Here is an 18,254-nt window from a genome sequence, read left to right on the forward strand (position 1 = left end):
GGTGTATTTAATGAATGGCCAAAGAAAACTTCTTCAATTATCTAACCCATTAGTACCTTACTACTGAATATCCCTAACTACTATTTTGATATCGAAAATATTACTGGTTATGCACCCGGAACGCCGGAGCTAATACTTGATCGTGAATTAAATGATTCTGGGGTGCCGGTGGGACCCCCGATTATTATTAACCCCAATGCTCCTGCTGAGCAACAGAGATATAAACTCAAAGAAATTGAAGCATCAGCTGGAACTATAATTCCCAGTCTTGGGATACAAATAGATTTTTAATGAGAGAAACTATTCCCGCTCAAATTTATAAATAACCGTATCCGCTGGTATTGGAGGTAATGTATAGCCACCTGTATCAACCTTAATCTGTGGAAACTTATTGATAAAAGACGTTATGGCTTCTCGGGAAATTGAGGATTGATAGGTGAATATTTTCTCCAAACTTTCAATTTTTCCGATAGTAGCCAGATCATCTTCCACTATTGCTCCCGTAAGGTTAAGTATACGGATATTAGACAGTGAGGAAAGGGGCGCCAGCGTTCCTGTTTGAAGGGTGTCATATGCCAGGTCCAGATGCGTAATCCTGTGCAGTTGAATGACTCTTTCAATAAATTGCTTAGATATATTGTGTCCCGAAAGGTCAATCCAGATAATATTATCTCGAAGGGATTCTATGGATGCCAGGGTAGATATATCTATTTTGGGAACATTAATGAAAGAAACATCAAGAAAATTACTGTTTGTACCAACGGGTTGTACCAATACCCCTTGATTTTCCAGTGATTCAATTGCCTCTATATCGGGGTTGGGAGCCGGTTCATTTGGGATTAGTGGATTGGCGAAGAGTTTCTGATCCGAAATTTGATCTTCGTACCATGAGCGGACGGCCGTTTGGTCTTCCAATTGGAGTACAATTTTATTAAAATCTCCGCCCTGAGCAGCCCAGGAACTTATGGCAGCGATTTCGTACTCAGTTAATTGCGTTTTCCCTTTCGGTGGCATATGTAAATCATCGTTCAAAGGTAAAGTTAGGGTATGATGCAATTTACTTTCTTCTATTTTTTTTGCTACCAAAGGATCTCCGGATTCACCACCGTTGAGAATGTTTTCGGGACTGTCCAACCGCAATTCCCCTTTTTGTTTCCGATCGCTGTGACAAGAATAACAGCGTGCTTCGAGAATAGGCTGCACAATTTCGTCGTAGACTGCTGTGCTATCGATATTGGAAATATTAAATTCTAATTTTTCAGCTTCGTTGGGGGTGTGACCCAGAATTTTTTGTACCCCCGGGGGTAAACCCTGTAATAAGTATCCTTTCCCGTGGGTGAGATTCCCACCCCAGTGGCCGGTAATCATCACAAGCACCCCTGCCAGGCCGGCGATACCTTTTTTTAGGATTGGTTTGTTATTGGATGACTTTTCAAGGAAATACCAGGTGGTAGTAATGATAGCCAGGACTATACCCGCCCACATGTGAATGCTGATCTCGTTGTCGGGGTAAGAACTGGTCCGTGAAAGTAAATATCCAGATATACAGGCAAAAATTGCAGCAACTGAAGACAATAATAATATGAGCATTAAGGCAGATCTATAATCAGAAGTTTTCTTTTTGACTTCCATACCTTTAAACAAGATGGCCAGAATGAGAAATCCAATGGGAAGGTGGACAATCAAAGGATGAAAGCGCCCTACTAAAATATTTATATCCATATTTGACCTGCTAGTATATGATTATTATAGTGACTGATGTTGTGGTTTTATATTCTTCCAATAATAGGTTTATGCCAGTATTTGCTTGATCACATGGCCGTGCACATCGGTCAAACGGAAAGGTCTTCCCTGGAATTCATATGTAAATTCTTCATGGTTATATCCCAATAAATGTAAAATCGTAGCATGGATATCGTGTACGGATACCCGATCTTTCACACCGAGAAACCCAACTTCATCAGTTTCTCCATAAGATACACCCTTGGCGATTCCCCCACCTGCCAACCACATAGTAAACGCTTCTGTATGATGGTCACGCCCGGTAAAAAACTGCTCTTTACCTTCTCGGTTTTCCTGCATAGGGGTACGACCGAATTCTCCTCCCCACACCACTAGAGTGTCATCGAGCAATCCTCGTTGCTTTAGGTCCAGTAGCAATGCCGACATAGGACGATCAATTTCCCTGCATTTATTCTTAAACCCGTAATTGAGTGATCCACTTTCACCCGTTCCATGGGAGTCCCAGCCCCAATCAAATAACTGGACAAAACGAACCCCTTTTTCAACAAGTTTTCGCGCTAGCAAACAGTTGTTTGCAAAACTTTCTTTACCGGGTTCCGTGCCATAGAGCTCATGGATGTATTCGGGTTCATCATTGATATTCATAACTTCCGGTACTGCGATCTGCATTCGATAGGCCATTTCATACTGATTAATCCGGGTAAGGATTTCCGGGTCCTGGTATTCTTCAAACTCTTCACGGTTAATGGCGTTGATTGCATCAATAGCTTTTTTCTTTAGCGGTCGATTAACCCCCTTCGGATCATTGATATACAAAACCGGATCGCCTTTAGACCGGCATTGAACTCCCTGATAAACAGAAGGTAAAAATCCGCTACCCCATACACTTTTTCCTGCATCCGGGGTTTTGCCCCCTGATGTGAGTACTACAAACCCAGGTAAATTACTGTTTTCTGTGCCTAGCCCGTACGTAACCCAAGAACCTATAGATGGGCGTCCAAGGCGAGCACTACCCGTATGCATAAAGAGCTGGGCAGGTCCGTGATTGAACTGATCTGTATGTACCGCTTTTAAGAAACTTACTTCGTCGGCCATTTTACTAAAGTGAGGTAAATTGTCGGATATCCAGGCTCCCGATTCACCACGTTGCCGAAAATCTGCTTGCGGTCCCAACATTTTTGGGACTCCGCGGATAAATGCAAATTTCCTTCCTTCTAAAAACGATTCCGGACAGGGTTGGTCATGGAGCTTGAAGAGGTCGGGTTTGTAATCAAATAATTCTAATTGTGAAGGTGCTCCGGCCATATGGAGATAAATCACTCTTTTGGCTTTAGCTGCAAAATGGGGAGATTGCGGTGCTAATGGATTTAATTCTCGGGCGCTCAAAGATAATTTTTCACTTTTGGAGTTGGAACAACCTGACAAAAACATAGAACCCAGCGCAGCTGTTCCCAGTCCTGCAGCACAGTCGAACAAAAAGTGTCGTCTGGTAGATTTTTGCGCTTTTCTATCCCCGATTTCTTTAAGTAATTTTTCTACACTCATCAACTCATGTTTTTGTAATAAATTCATCTAAATTCATGATCGCATTGCAGACTACGGCCATGGCGGCAATTTTTTTGGACTTTTCAAAGTCTTCTTTATAATAGTCCAGGAATTCACTTACGGCTTCCGGATTTTCTTCAAAATGTTGTAAAGAAGACTCATAAAGGTCTTTTAAAGGAGTTAATTTTTCGGTTTCTAATGCTTGCAATGTAGCGTTTTTGTATGCTCTTTCGATGGCAGAATCAATAGATTCCGGACGCTGTTCAAGTAATTGGGTTGCCATGGCTACAGCTGCTTCCAGGTAAACAGGATCGTTTAATGTTACCAGTGCTTGTAGTGGTGTATTGGTTCTCAGTCGTTGTACTTCGCAAATTTCGCGACTTCCGGCATCAAATGAAATGAAAGAAGGATATGGGCTGGTTCGTCGAATAAAGGTATAAAGACCACGGCGATAACGGTCTTCTCCTTCACTTGTGATCCATTTTTCACCGCTGTATACTGTCTTCCATATTCCTTCGGGTTGTGGAGGCATTACACTGGGACCATACATTTTTCCGGATAGCAATTTGCTAACAAATAAGGCCTGGTCCCTTATTTGTTCCGCACTAAGACGAAATCTGGGTCCCCGGGCATATAATTGGTTATAAGGATCGACAGATCGGAGTTTAGAATTGGATTTGGAAGACTGGCGATACGTACCGGACATTACTATGTCCTTGATTAAAGCTTTGACATCCCATTGATGGTCGTAAATCAGCCGATGAGACAACCAATCCATTAATTTTCCATGTTCTGGAATATCCGATTGAGTCCCCATATCTTCTAACGTTCGCACCAATCCCTGGCCAAAAATTTGTGCCCAAATCCTGTTCACCAATGTTCTTGCAGTTAAAGGATTGTTTTCATCTACTAACCATTGAGCCAGTCCCAATCGGGTGCGATCTGCATCAGCCGGGAAATCATTGAGCGATTCCGGGACATCGGGATGCACTTCTTCTCCAAGAGCCATCCAGTTCCCATTTTCAAAAATCCGTGTCTCCCGGAAGCGGTGTTCCGGATTTTCTACCATTACGGGCTGCAGGGGAGGGGTGGACTCCAGAAGTTTATTAAATTTTTGTTGGATGGAGGGGTATTCATTTTTATCTTTTCCCGGTAAACTTTTGTGAAATGCTAACCATTCTACGTAAAAAGAATTTTGCTGTTCTTCAAGTGCGGGATTGGAATATTCAAAGTACAAATCCTGGTAACCTTTTTTGGGTTTAAAAGGAAAAATTTCGATTTTTTTCCCCCCTGTTTTATTGATAGGAATTTCTGCCAGAATCTCTCCTTTTTCATCGTTCTGCCGGATGGTTAATTTACCTCGGTTCTGGTAGGCGTTATAGTAAAATATTATTTGATCAGCATCATTTACATAGGTGTTTTTTAACATGCAATGACCGGTGTTACGGAGTCCGAGCCATTTTGTATCAATCAACTCACCCTTGTGGAAATCCGAAAAATAATCCGGTGAAATTTTTGGTTCCAGTGTCTTTAGAAATGTAATTTCACGACTAATTTCTTTTGGTGACAATTGGTTATCTTTTAACCAATTGGATATCTCGGTGATGTCTGCTTCTTGTTCTTTATTGTAAAGTCTCAGGTTTGGCTCGTTATCATTAGTGTCTTCATCCCTGCTATTGTTGAAGAAAGCCATTACTTCATAGTATTCTTCGTGTTTGAACGGATCATAGGGATGGCTATGACACTGAACGCAGGCAAAGGTGGTACTTTGCCAAACCTCGAACGTTGTATTGACGCGGTCAACCACTGCAGCTACCCTGAACTCTTCGTTATCCGTTCCCCCTTCTGTATTATTCATGGTATTCCTGTGGAATGCTGTAGCAATCCATTGATCATTGGTGGGGTTAGGAAGCAAATCACCGGCCAACTGCTCAATGGTAAATTCATCAAACGGTTTATTCTCATTGAAAGCTTTAATAACCCAATCCCGGTATCTCCACATGGCGCGCGGTGGATCTTTTTCATATCCTTTGGTATCAGCAAAACGGGCAAGGTCCAACCACCAACTGGCCCAATGTTCTCCATAGTTTTCACTGGCGAGCAGAGTGTCGATCAAGATTTCATAAGACCATTTTCCCGAACGGTAATTTTCTTTCCATCGGTCCAGAGGGGGGAGTCCGGTAATATCAAGAGATAATCTCCTCAATAGGATAGCGGTATCTGCTGGATTGGAAGGTGTCAGATTGTGTTCTAGCAGACCTGAATAAATGAATTTATCGATTTCGTTTTGAAAGAAGGGCTGTTCTTCTGTATCAAGAGAGGCGAATCGTGGGCCTTCAGGGGGTTCTACACTGGTTATTTTCTCATACGCCCAATGTTTACCCCATTTTGCACCCTGGTTTACCCAGGCTTCGAGTATTTTAATTTCATCTTTTGGTAGAGGAGGTTTCTTATACGGCATCCGCATTTCCGGGTCGGTTTCTTTGAGTCGTTGTATAAAAGGACTTTCACTTGCATTTCCCGGAATGATAGCCGGATGGCCGTTTTCTGTATCGGCTAAGGCTTCCTCTTTAAAAAGAAGGCTAAAACCAGCATTTTTCTTTACCCCGCCATGACAACTAATACAGTGTTTGTTCAGGATAGGTTTTACTTGCGTGCTGTAGTCTATGGGGTCATCAATATCAGTTAGATAGAAGATAAAGACAGCGGCCAAAATACCTAATATTATAGAATATGTAAATCTCATATTTAATTTATCCTAATCAATTATTTCCCTTAATGTAAGAATAGAAGTAAAAATATGCAAATTGAATGAGATTATATAACGATATTAACTATCAGCGAGGGTAATAGTGGAATAAAGTTTGGATGTTTTTGTATGAAAAAAGGATTTATAATTTTCCGTAGATCATACTATGAGATATTTACTTGCTTTATATGCTTTTGTTTCATTTGTAGTAGGATGTGACCTTTTATTTAAACGAGACGGCTCGTTCTAATACTCCGAATACCGGTGTAATTTTTGTCTTCTACCAATGAGAAAATATAAAATAGCACCGAAAAATTGTAAAAATAACACTACCAGTACCCATATGATTTTATCATTACCGCGAAAATTACTTCGTAAAATATCGATTAGTGCCCATATAGTTAGTACAAGACATAATAATACAGGTACGAATAATAGTAGTTCAAAACCACCCGGTAAGCCAATTAATGAAAAGTTGTTCATTGTAGTATAGTTGTTCTTAAATATATAATGGGATTTAATATAATAAACTCTTACGTGTGACGATAAATGGTTTATTTGTATTTGTCGTGTAGTCCAATTCCATCCAAAATCATTTCAGATATTTTTTTGAGTCGACGATCTTTTGTGGCAGTCTGTTTGGCATCGGTTATGTAATCGGCGAATTCCCTTTGTTTGCCTGGGGTGAATTTTTCAAAAGCTTTTTTTAGATCTGGATTTTTATCTAGATGTTCTATAAGTTCGGTGGGGAGTATAACTTCCTTTGGTTTGGAAATATTAATTTCTTTACCTTCCTTTTGATTTTGAATAGCTTCTTCGACGTATTCTTTTATAATATTTTCCTTCTTTTCAATTTCTTCCAGGGATTGAAACATCATTTTCCTTAATCCTTTTGTAGTGTCATCGGATTGTTCGAGTAATTGGTGAGGGTCTTTCAGAAAAACACCTTGATGGAACCAAATACCAACATAAGATTTAAAGCCATTGATCCCAATAACATTCTTTCCGTTGAGTGTGTAACAGGGAGCTCCCCATTTCACTTCTTCTGTCAACTCGGAGTTATTACAGATTTCACGTAATTTATGAAGTTCTTTGTCCCAATGTTGGTTGCTGTATATATACTGTTCTACCGTTCTAGCCATGATTCAAACCTGTTGATGAAAAATACAAAAAAAAAATTTAATTGGTCTTAACTGATGACTTTTCTTCCTTCCATTCTATGAATAAATAAATGATCGTTCTCCCGAGAAATTATATACACCGGTCATTAAGAATTAAATTTTAAATCAATAAAATCTTCTGCTATGAAAACGTATTCTCAGTTATTTTTGTTTTTGTCTCTATTCCTGTTTATAACCACTTCCTGTGAAAAAGATGATGTAATGCCCCGTCCTACAGATTCAGAGCCGGATCCCGTTTCGGATTTTTTTACAGGCTGGAACCCTGAAAATGAAGATCTAAGTAAAATCCCCATGGCACCAAATTTTGGATTCTCTACAGAAAACCTGCCTACCCGTTATGACCTTACTGAATATTTTCCCCCAATTGGAGACCAGGGTGCTTATGGAACCTGTGTGGCATGGGCTGTTGGATACAATGTAAAAACAGCTATTTCAGCCATGGAAAAAGGGCTGGATCCACAGGCATTGACACAAACTCAGAATCAATTTAGCCCAAAAGATCTTTTTATTTCCATTCCTGATGCAGAGAAAGGAGGATGTGACGGAACCAATTTTACAAGTGCGCTGGCCCAATTACAAGATCGTGGTGTTGCAAGTATGGCTACAGTACCGTATGAAAGCATGGGTGGATGTGAACAGCGAAATCTTCAGGATCATTGGACTTCCGAAGCCGTTCAAAATAAAATTGAATATTGGCGCAGAATAGATCCTACCGTCTCCAGCATCAAAAGCAAAATAGCCAATAATATCCCCGTGATTTTGGGTGCTAAATTGGCTGATAATTTTATGACATGGAATTCGGATGCTGTTTTGTCCTCAAATTCTTCTTATGACAATGTAGGGATACACGCTTATCATGCTATGGCTATTATAGGATATGATGATTCGAAAGGTTCAAACGGAGCATTCCGAATTATCAATTCCTGGGGACCTTCCTGGGGTGATCAGGGGTTTATATGGATTGATTACAACTTCCTGGTGGATGAATTTTGCGTTACTTTTAATGGGGGCAAACCTCTTTTTATAGCCGCAAATAAAGAAGGTGAAGGCGATGTTACTCCACCAGAGGATACGGATCCGGTAAGTACAAGTGTTGACCTGGCACCTTGGGTGTTTAGTGATCATTCGACGTATGATACTTCAGGTGATCCTTATGAAAGACAGGTATATATGAATATTTACAACATTGGTCAAAGTACTGCAAGCGCATCTGATAACTGGTCCGTCTATTATGTATATTACAATGCGTATGATATCAATGATTACGGTGTCATTTTTTATGATGAGTTTAGCAATTCATTAGAGAGGAATACTTACAATTGTGAGACTTATAATCATTGTAAATTTAATCTGGATATCCCTTCCGGAAGTGATTTTGCTGCAGAAGCCTTCGCTGATGAAAGTATTTACAGGACGTATAGTATGCCTGACCTTACAGGAGAGTATTATTTAGCTTTGATCGCAGATGGAGATGATGTGTACCAGGAAGAAAATGAAATGAACAATATATTTTATACATCGGAGTGGCCGATCTACTTCGAACAAGGATATGCTGCACTTTCCAAAGAGGGAAGTAAACCTTCCAATCCTTCTGTTTTTGAATTCGATAATGCTGAGAAAATGGATGACATGAAATTAGTTTCAAGTGTATTTAATACTTCCGTGAATGTAGAAACTCCAAACGCCTATTCATCGGAAGAAATTAGGGACTTTTTGAGAAGGGAAAAAGCTTCCGGTAGATTAGCTGCAAAAATCAAAAATGTAGAGACGGATTTGGGTAATGCTATTTATTCAAAAGAGAGTAAGTAAAACAGTAAAAAATATTTACCATTCTTTATTGTATGTTAAATAGAAACCGTACCCACTTTAGAAAGACCCCGGGTGGCCAACCCGGGGTCTTTATTATAGTTCTCATAATTATTAACTCGGTTAATAGATAATGGACATAAGTTATCCCTGTACAAGAGCCTATTCTTTTCCAATAGCAATAGCGCGAGAGCAAAATGCTATCAAAAACATTAATTAAAAATGAAAACGCTTAAAATATCTATTCCTCTATTTATTGTCTTTTTGTCGGTTGTATCATTCCAGTGCACGAAGCAATCCTTTCAATCCAATAACGAAGATGTGGGAGTGGAAGAATTGTTGCAAAAAGGAGAACCTATATTCATCAAAGATCTGATAATTGCAAAGGATTTGAATATTAGTGAATTGGTTGCAAAAGCGAAAATGGGAGGGGGTAGGGAGTACGCAATATGTGGGTCTGTTTTGGTTTTTGAAAACTGCACATTCGAAGGGGATCTGACAGGGGATTTTAGGGAGAGAAATAATCACACAACAACATCTTTCTTACATCCCGTTCGCTTTATTGATTGTGATTTTAAGAGAAAGGTCGATTTTAGCGAGTGTGAATTTCGTAGCGCTGTTTCTTTTTTCCGTTGTACCTTTTATGAGGAGCCGTCATTTCAGGGAGCTTCTTTTCGAGGGAAGGTCGCTATGCGCGAAAACCATTTTTTTGAAAATACTATGTTTCAGGATGCCGTTTTTCACGAATCTGTTAATTTTTCAAAATCTGTTTTTCACAAAGACATTAGTTTTCAAAATGTCCATTTCAACGACCGTTTATTGATGCATTCAATTAAAATATTGGGATACGGAGACTTTACGCTGATGGATTGTGACCGGGATTTCCTATTTAATTACGCTGAATGTCCGGGGAAGTTGGTATTTGATCATTCTTTTTTCAGAAAGAGATCCGAATTTATAAGTTTTAATGGAAACGATTTATCGATGCGCTCTTGCGACTTTTATGCATTGAAAATGGATAAATCAGTGCTGACCGGCTATTTGGATCTGGAGTCAAGTAGATTTGATAAAGGGGATTTTCAGCGGGAAAACATTGAATATGAAAAAATAATTGGAATAAACTGATGACTTTTTCCGAGCTCAATCCATACATAAGTGAAATCAAAAAAATTATAGTTATGAAAAATTACATATTCTTACTCGCACCAATTTTTATGTTTTGTATTCAATCTTGTAACAGCCAAAACCCACCTATGCAAATCTCCGATCAAAAAGCCCAGTCCTCTGACTATCAACTTCATTATTTAGAAAAAGATATGTTTTATCTGGCTTTGCCCGACGGATGGAATGTAGTAGGCCCTCGCCATACAGGTAATCCTTATATTATCGGTCCCCAGGGAATAAAAGTGTACAGTAATACCATTGAAAATTATTATTACAATTGCAATCCGATGATGGTCCAGGCTGCTCAAGCGAAAGGTTGGCAAATAGTCAATCCCGTTGCCCTGGAGACGATCGTAGAGCAAAATCTAAAATCAAGGATTGAGGCACAAGGTGGAAAGTTTATCAAAAAATATTCATTGACAAACCTGGAAAATGCAGATCGTTATTTGGCACAGATAACTATACAGGCTCATGGATTCCAGCCACTGGGTGTCAATGTGCTCGCGACGGAGTGGATGAACCCGGAAGGAAATCGGTCTTTGATTGTTTTGACGCAAACAATGATCAGAAGCCATACAGGGTTTTCGATGTGGAGTTTGTCCATGGAAGAACTGGAAGCCCCTGAAGCAGTTTTTGAGAATGCAAAGGAAATCTATCTAGAAGCCTTAACCAACAAAAAATATGATGAACAACAAATCATAGCTGCAGGTAGAAATCAAAGGGCCCAACATCAGCAACAAATGGCCAGTAATCAGGCAATGTGGAACCAACGGATGAGGAATAGTGCCATTGCCCATCAAAATAGGATGGCTGCCAATCAGGCTTCATTTCAGGCAACGCAAAAAGCGTTTACGGATGCTTCTAACAGTATAAGTGATATGTCTATGAACGGATATTGGAGCCGCAGTGCCTCTTCATATCAATCCCAACAAAATGCGGTCAATGGAATTCATGAAGAACAAACCATTACCAATCCCTATAATGGTAATTCCATGCAGGTCAACCAGGGGTATAAAAGAACATTTGTTGACCCGTATGGTAATTATTACCAAACAAATGATGTACTTATGAACCAGGGAGAGTATTCCCAATTGGATAATTACAGAGAGGTCAAATAGGAAAACAGGTTCGTCAGTTTTCTGACAATTATTAAATCCACTTTTTAACCTATCTAAATCTTCACAATAGTAGCCCGTTATTTTTCCTATTAGAACTCTTTTCTGCCTTTGGTGCATACGCGCCAGGGGCTTTTTTTATTGATCGTGGTTTAATAACAAGCAAGTATTATTATAGGATAATCTGGACTTTTGTCTAACCGGCACAGGGCTGTTGTATGAATTTTATAAAATGATAATTGTAATTCTTATATTCTCCATGATTATATTATTAATTAAACAACATACTTAATGTCAAAGCTGTACGCCATGTTTAAATTTTCAAAACCCTCCATATTTATTTTCACATTTCTGTTTTATGTAATATCCGGATCAGCTAGAGAGAGCGTTAATCCAAGTCCATTGGAGAGTGACATTGCTGATTTTGGTATAATATGGGGAGCATTGAAATTTAGGTCGGATGTTCCACATGATAAAATCGATAGTTTGGGAGCATATTATCTACAAAAGGTTGTTAACCAAGGAGGTGATGAAAGCCATAAAATTATCGGTCGTTTTATTTCCGAGTTGAAGATGTATGAAAGGTCAGGTAAGAAAGACTGTGGTTGTGTTTCAATACTGGACCATATTGACCTGGATAGAGATATATTAGAAAAATTAAAAAAACTTGTTTGTGGCAGTACAAAACAACGGGTAAATTTCAGGGATAGTGGAGTGCCAGAGAATGTACCGTTTAAGTATAGTAGTTATAGATTTGATCGTAATACCCCGGAATTGAGTGTATTGACATTACTCTATTATTGGAATGCTGTTCAATATTTATATGCCTATAGGAATGAAATGGAAGTAAATTGGATTTCACTACTTCCAATGTATGTTCAGAAAATCCTCAAATCTGATACGGTGCTGGAATATGAAACTCATTTCATGGCGCTCAGTGCTGCTATGGAAGATGCGCATTCCTACTTGGTAAGTATACAGTTCTCATCTCGAAATGGATGGTACGAATTGGATTCCCAATTAATGTATCGCCCGGAAAAAGGAATGTATGTGGACGCACCGGGTATCTTGACATCAAATTTAAAGAGGGGAGACCGGATTTTGACTATTGATGATATTTCGGTTGATTCCCTGGTATCTGCGTATAGCCCTTATGTGTATGCCGGGAATCCTGAGGACAAAGGAAGTGAAATAGCGAAAATGTGTACAAAATCAAATAAGCGGGATCATGTATTTCAAATAATGAGGGATGGAAGAGAAGTTACCATTGAAATAAGGTATTATTCCTATCAAGACATAAAGGATGCTTATCAAAGTGACAGTGTAGCATTGGAAATAATTGATCCCAATACTTGTTACCTGGATATTCGAAAAGTTACGGAAGACAATTATAGAAAGGTATTCGAAAAAGCATCAGAATATAATACGTTGATTTTGGATATGAGAAGTTATCCATATATAGATTTTATAGATATCGTCAACCAGTGTGTACTTTTTGAAAAGAAAAGATTTGTAAAGTATATGAACCAGGATTCTATTAATATTGGTTGTTTTAATTTGGATGAGAACAGTGATCGATGCTATACCGCGCCGAAAACAGACAAGAGGAAACGGCCTTTTAATTCCTACGTTATTGGTCTTGTTAATCACCAAACGCAAAGTCACGTGGAATACATTCTCCAAATGCTTAAAACCTATGACCGTTTTGAATCAGTGGGAAGCCATACCGCCGGTGCCAATGGTTCTGTCATTCGCTTGCAGGTATCCGAAGGGATAAAAGCAATATTTACCGTTCAAAAAGTAATAGATCCGGAGGAAGGAGTCACCAATGGAACCGGGCATATTCCGGATTATGTGGTGGAAGAAGACGGATTTTCTGGCTCCGATGCTATTTTGGAAAAAGCCATATCATTAGTGAGGTGATTTGAAAAAGGTTTCTATCTAATTATATACGCTGAAATGCATTGTGACGATAACCTCGATTACTTAGATATAGTAAAGTCTGTAGGCGAAAGGATATTATTTTTTAGCGATATTGTTTTTACAGTTTATATTAGAGATAATCCATTACATCTTATTGAATTCAATCTAACATCTATTACTAATGGAAGATTTATTTTACCCCAAGCGATATAATCTGTTTACCCCCATTCGGATAACCCATAAAATCCCAGCGGGATTGGAGTATGTTAGTCAGAGTTTTTAATTTAGAATGTCGACCCCGGAGGGTGTCGGATTTTGTTGTAATAGTATTATGTCCTTACAATGTCACTCATTTTCAAAAGGGTGAATAGAGGTCGACCTAGCTGAAAGGGGGGGGAGAAAGTTGAATAGGTCCTGTATAAGCTCATTTGCTGAAGCATAGGCAGCTCTGACTCATAGGGGATTCCCTCATTTCTGCAGGATGTTAGGGATTTTGCCCCCAAAAGCAACCTTTTGCATTATTACGGGATTTCTTCTCATTTGCACAAATGCAATAACCTATGTTCTGTAAAAACAACCAAAAAAAGTCCCTGCTCAACCAAAGCCGAACAGGGACCCAATGCAATGTTTGCAGATCGTAATCCTTACGTATGTCTGTAAATTCGACTTATAAGATTGTCGACGATGTATCTTTTACTTTTTGCATAGAAATTGTCCATGATTTCCAGGTAATTGTGGAAGATGTAGTTCAGGATCAATCCCAGGACCAGGGCTACCAGGGTAGTATCAAAAGCCGCATTGAGATAAGATGTCAATATCGGCATACCTTCTTCGGTCTGTGCCAGGTGGGCATTCCCAATGGCACTGGTCAATCCAATTAGTGTCCCGATAAATCCGAGTGACATAATCGCTGCTATAAGGTATCGCACCATACTCAGGTTTCCTTCCATTTCTTCCTTCGTGTTTTCGATCTGGACATCCAACACCTGCAGTGTTTCGGATATTGATTGGTCATTGCGGTACTGTGTACAGGCTTTTTTGATAAAATCCGAAATAAGATAAAGCACACCCCTCTTTTCGATTTCCAATACGCTGAGTTTGATGTCGGCCACTTCATCCGGAGTGAGAACCAATTGGTCCTCTTCTGGCAGCAGGTTTAGATTAAATCCCCCGTACTGCTTTTTTAAGTAACTGCGCATTTTGTATAGTTCAAGAATCGCATATATAAAAGCGAAATAACAAACAAACTGAATGTACCCGTTTTCGGTGCCCCCGAACATGATAAACAGGCGTTGTATAGAGGGGATCGCTCCTGTCGCGTTTACTAAAAGGGTAAGTACAAACCAGATGACTAATGCTCCGGCTAAACTGATGGCTATAGTAATTAACTTATTCATTTTTTTTAATTTTTATGGATTTACTGATAATTGAAAATGGAAACTTCCGTCGGCATTGACATTCATTACGCCTACACGTGTTCTTTCTCGTTCGCTCAAAGGCAGGGAAATGGTAAATTTTTCCCCTTGCTCCCCGGATTCAGCTGAATTGGTATAAACAAGTCCATTGATTGACAGCCGATCCTTGGGTTCAGGTGATTCTTTGTATTGGGCAAGAATAGTATACTCACCGGGAATGATACCATCGAATTGTCGGACGGCTTCCTGAGATGTTCTCAAATCACCTCCGAAAATACTTGTTCTTGATTTTCCACTGTCCCAAAACCCGATGAAGTCTCTGTACCGCCTTGCTCCGAAAACACAATCACCATCTTTGCATACGTAGAGGTCTACGTTGTCTTTTTCATCCTCCCATTTGAGTTCGATTGAAAAACTGCAAGGAACTGATGGTAATGGACCGTCATACCTTGAAGTTCGTGGTGTTGGTTTTTCGGGTTCTGCTGTATTTTTGCTTAATTCGGGTGTTGGTATTTCAGGGGCGGGAATTTTTTTCACCGCTTTTTCAACAGTTCTTTCCGAAGTTTTGCTATTTGTCACCAGATCATTTTGTTTGGGTATCTCAGGACATTCGGGGCATTTTTTGGGTGGAGGACAATTTTCAATACTCGGCATTTTCTTATAGTCCACCACCACCGCCAGTAGGGAGTCCCCGACAATTTTATCTAACAGGCTGTCGGGGATTTCACCAAAAAATTGTTGTTGAACGGTATCGTACATTACTGATAGTTGGGGTTGCACTGCAGGTGCTTCTCCTTCACCTTTTGGAACCACTATGAAGAGGAAGATTACTGCTCCCAGGGCTCCTGACAACAAATCCAAAAAGGAGATATTGAACAGTTCTATATTTTGGCGTTTCATCACTTTTAGTTTTGTTGTTGTTTGCGAATTTTCGTTTCTGTGGCTTGCGGTGTATTTTCAATTCCGATTTGCGGCAGTGGAAAGTTACACCTGATGCATTTGTGGCCATTCCCGGGGTCAACTGTTCCACAGTTCCGGCAGGTCCTGTAAAGGGTTTTTACGTTGTTTTTAGTTTGAACCTTCGCAGGAGTATATGGTATTAGTTGGCCTTTCATGTTGCAATGATTACATTCCAGCACCTCGTCTTCGTGAATTGTGTGACAATTTTTGCAGCGTTTCATGGGATCAATATTTTACGCCTACATTAAAATCAAGGCGGTGTTCGTAACCAATTTCCAATGCAAATGTCCTGCTTTTTATACTGCCCTGGACTTTGCGTTCCCCGCCATTCACCAGGTAACTTTTATTGAGCATGTCCCCACTGCTTTCCAGGATCATATTGACCTTGAAACTTCCTTTCGGACTAACATCAATAGCTATTCCAGGCATAAAGACGAAGCTGACATTTGATTTCTTAAGTAAGTTGTCACCTGCATTTCCATATTCATAAGTGTACTCATTGATTATTTCTCCTTTATTCAACAGTTGGAATTCGTCCGTCTCGGTTACTTTTCCTGCTCCGAGGTTGAACTGAGGGCCTAATGCTATACTAAATTTGAAAGCACCTTGTCCCAGTTTATAGCGGGCCATTAAAGGAATACTGATGAAATTGTATTTGGTTTTGACTGTCAGTTCTCCTACATCGGTAGATCCATCAGGTAATACCCAGTATTTGCTATTCGGATCGTCCCGGTTCTCTGTAAGTTTATTGCCTCTTTGATTATAACGTGCCCCGGTGAGTATGGCAAGGTTCCCAAATTGGATGCCGAGGTCAATTCCCCCCTGATATTGTAAGGTTCTGGAGATATTTCCGTCAAAATCCCTTCCGGGGAATGGCATGTCACCGGCTAATTTTTGTTTGGCTAAGTTTGCACCTCCGCTAGCACCTACAACAAGCGAGGTCTGTGAAAATGCGGATGAAAGAAAAATAAATAAAGTACCTGTGATGATAAATCTTATGATCTGCTTCATGATTTTACATTTTTAAGTTTAGAAATTAATTACACATAATTGTTGATTAATAAATTTGTAAAAGCGCTTTCGGTCGTATATGGAATGGGCCTTCCTAAAGTCATCATCTTTTTTATAAAAAAAATGAATTATTTTATAATCAGTTGGTAGTCAATTATTTATTGTGTGTATATTTTTGTAAAGAATATTTATTGAATATTTATGATGACTTTTTAGCCGGTTATTCTATAAACTACTGAAAAGCAGAATTTTTAAATTTTGAAAACTGGAGTTCTGAATGTAGAGAGTAGTGTTAAATTGCTATTTTTATTGGCAAATAGACAATTATGAAATCAGGCAGTACCCGCGATTATAATAATGAAGAGCTGGTTGAAGGTTTGAAAGTGCAGAATTCACAGGTAATCCAATATTTGTACGAAAAAGTAGGACCTATGGTATACAAATTAATACTTGATTCAGGTGGTAAGCTGGCAGATGCCAAAGATATATTTCAGGAAGGCGTCCTGGCGGCCTATTTAAATATCCGGACAGGAAAATACAGCTCTTCTCAAAATGCCAAGTTTTCTACCTATTTAATACAAATCTGTAAGTTCAAATGGTATGATTTGAATAAAAGCTCCTATGTGAAAAAGAAGTCAGATGAGGAAATAAAAGATATTGCAGATGTTGAGGAATGGTCCGGGGAGTCAGAAGCAGAACAACGAATTAAACACCTTCATAAGTTATTGGGGCACCTTGGGGAACGGTGTAAGAGAATATTACATCTTTTTTATTGGAAAAAATTGTCGATTGAAGAAATTGGACTTGCTATGGAACTCGAAACCAATTCAGCCAAGAACCAAAAATACCGTTGCATGAAAAAATTGAAGGAACTCGCAACTCATAAAAATTAAAACCATGGATCAGAAAGACTTTGAATTATTGGAGAAATATCTCTTAGGTCGAATGAACCCTGAAGAAGTATCCTCATTTGAAATCAGGTTGAATAAAGAACCGGAATTATCTGCTGAAAAGCGGGAGATGGAGGATGCCTTGATGGCAATCGAATATTCTGCTCTCAAAGATACATTAGGAGATTTTGAAGTTCCCTATGAAGATGGTGAAAAGGGAAAGGGGGTAACAGGAGCTGCTGAACCATCAAAGAAAGGAAGAATTATTTCCATGCGAATGATTTCAGTGGCAGCCAGTATGTTGATTTTTGGATTTGCATTGTATTTTATCGTACAAAAAATGTATTCGCCCGGAATTGATTTTCAGGAAATATTTTATAAAGATCCGGGATTGCCTACAGTAATGAGTGAAACAGACCGGTATTTATTTTATGATGCCATGGTTGATTACAAAGCTGGAAAATTTGAAACGGCTTTGGAAAAATGGCAGAATACTTCAGATGTTGGCCGGGATACCCTGGATTATTATTCGGGAATGGCCTTGCTCAATATGGGCGACTGGGATGAAGCCCGGGTGCAGTTGGAAAAGATTCCGGAGGAAAGTATTTTTTACGACAAATCCAACTGGTACAGAGTATATATTTTATTGTATCAAAAGGAATATGAAGCGGCGTTAACATTGCTAACGGAAGTACCTGATACTTTTGAAGGATATCAAAACGTCCGGGAATATTTGTCCAAAAAACAATAGC

The 18,254-nt window shown here is 39.3% G+C and carries 14 protein-coding genes; 6 read left to right on the forward strand and 8 right to left on the reverse strand.

Annotated elements, in window-relative coordinates:
• Positions 1–300: 300 nt before the first annotated feature.
• From LVD47_RS19015 to LVD47_RS19030, 5 genes are all read right to left on the reverse strand, one after another.
• Positions 301–1,722, reverse strand: a complete 1,422-nt coding sequence (locus LVD47_RS19015) for a c-type cytochrome domain-containing protein (RefSeq protein ID WP_236979731.1) — start codon at positions 1,720–1,722, stop codon at positions 301–303.
• Between the two features lie 69 nt (positions 1,723–1,791).
• Complete coding sequence (locus LVD47_RS19020; RefSeq protein WP_236979732.1) at positions 1,792–3,288, reverse strand: DUF1501 domain-containing protein; 1,497 nt, start codon at positions 3,286–3,288, stop codon at positions 1,792–1,794.
• 4 nt (positions 3,289–3,292) lie between these two features.
• On the reverse strand, positions 3,293–6,034 hold the full coding sequence (locus LVD47_RS19025) for a DUF1553 domain-containing protein (protein ID WP_236979733.1): 2,742 nt from the start codon (positions 6,032–6,034) through the stop codon (positions 3,293–3,295).
• 249 nt (positions 6,035–6,283) lie between these two features.
• Complete coding sequence (locus tag LVD47_RS24155; protein WP_369427825.1) at positions 6,284–6,520, reverse strand: PLD nuclease N-terminal domain-containing protein; 237 nt, start codon at positions 6,518–6,520, stop codon at positions 6,284–6,286.
• Positions 6,521–6,591: 71 nt separating this feature from the next.
• Positions 6,592–7,179: a YdeI/OmpD-associated family protein gene (locus tag LVD47_RS19030; RefSeq protein WP_236979734.1), complete on the reverse strand. Its 588-nt coding sequence runs from the start codon at positions 7,177–7,179 to the stop codon at positions 6,592–6,594.
• A 162-nt stretch (positions 7,180–7,341) separates the two neighbouring features.
• On the opposite strand from LVD47_RS19030, the gene LVD47_RS19035 reads away from it, so the two are divergent.
• From LVD47_RS19035 to LVD47_RS19050, 4 genes are all read left to right on the forward strand, one after another.
• Complete coding sequence (locus LVD47_RS19035) at positions 7,342–9,027, forward strand: C1 family peptidase (protein WP_236979735.1); 1,686 nt, start codon at positions 7,342–7,344, stop codon at positions 9,025–9,027.
• 219 nt (positions 9,028–9,246) lie between these two features.
• Entirely contained in the window at positions 9,247–10,149 is a 903-nt protein-coding gene (locus tag LVD47_RS19040; RefSeq protein ID WP_236979737.1) for a pentapeptide repeat-containing protein, read from the forward strand.
• 128 nt (positions 10,150–10,277) lie between these two features.
• On the forward strand, positions 10,278–11,306 hold the full coding sequence (locus tag LVD47_RS19045) for a hypothetical protein (protein WP_236979739.1): 1,029 nt from the start codon (positions 10,278–10,280) through the stop codon (positions 11,304–11,306).
• A 288-nt stretch (positions 11,307–11,594) separates the two neighbouring features.
• Complete coding sequence (locus LVD47_RS19050) at positions 11,595–13,226, forward strand: S41 family peptidase (protein ID WP_236979741.1); 1,632 nt, start codon at positions 11,595–11,597, stop codon at positions 13,224–13,226.
• A gap of 644 nt (positions 13,227–13,870) precedes the next feature.
• Here LVD47_RS19050 and LVD47_RS19055 read toward each other — a convergent pair.
• From LVD47_RS19055 to LVD47_RS19065, 3 genes are all read right to left on the reverse strand, one after another.
• The gene (locus LVD47_RS19055) at positions 13,871–14,623 is read right to left on the reverse strand and encodes a MotA/TolQ/ExbB proton channel family protein (RefSeq protein ID WP_236979742.1); all 753 of its coding nucleotides are present in this window, start codon (positions 14,621–14,623) and stop codon (positions 13,871–13,873) included.
• Positions 14,624–14,635: 12 nt separating this feature from the next.
• Positions 14,636–15,541: a hypothetical protein gene (locus tag LVD47_RS19060; protein ID WP_236979743.1), complete on the reverse strand. Its 906-nt coding sequence runs from the start codon at positions 15,539–15,541 to the stop codon at positions 14,636–14,638.
• A gap of 285 nt (positions 15,542–15,826) precedes the next feature.
• Positions 15,827–16,612, reverse strand: coding sequence for an outer membrane beta-barrel protein (locus LVD47_RS19065; protein ID WP_236979744.1), 786 nt, complete (start codon positions 16,610–16,612; stop codon positions 15,827–15,829).
• 326 nt (positions 16,613–16,938) lie between these two features.
• On the opposite strand from LVD47_RS19065, the gene LVD47_RS19070 reads away from it, so the two are divergent.
• Entirely contained in the window at positions 16,939–17,505 is a 567-nt protein-coding gene (locus tag LVD47_RS19070) for an RNA polymerase sigma factor (protein ID WP_236979745.1), read from the forward strand.
• 4 nt (positions 17,506–17,509) lie between these two features.
• Positions 17,510–18,253, forward strand: coding sequence for a hypothetical protein (locus LVD47_RS19075; protein WP_236979746.1), 744 nt, complete (start codon positions 17,510–17,512; stop codon positions 18,251–18,253).
• Position 18,254 lies beyond the last annotated feature (1 nt).

This window comes from Membranihabitans maritimus (assembly GCF_021729145.1).
GTDB classification, from domain to species: Bacteria; Bacteroidota; Bacteroidia; order Chitinophagales; family Saprospiraceae; genus Membranihabitans; species Membranihabitans maritimus.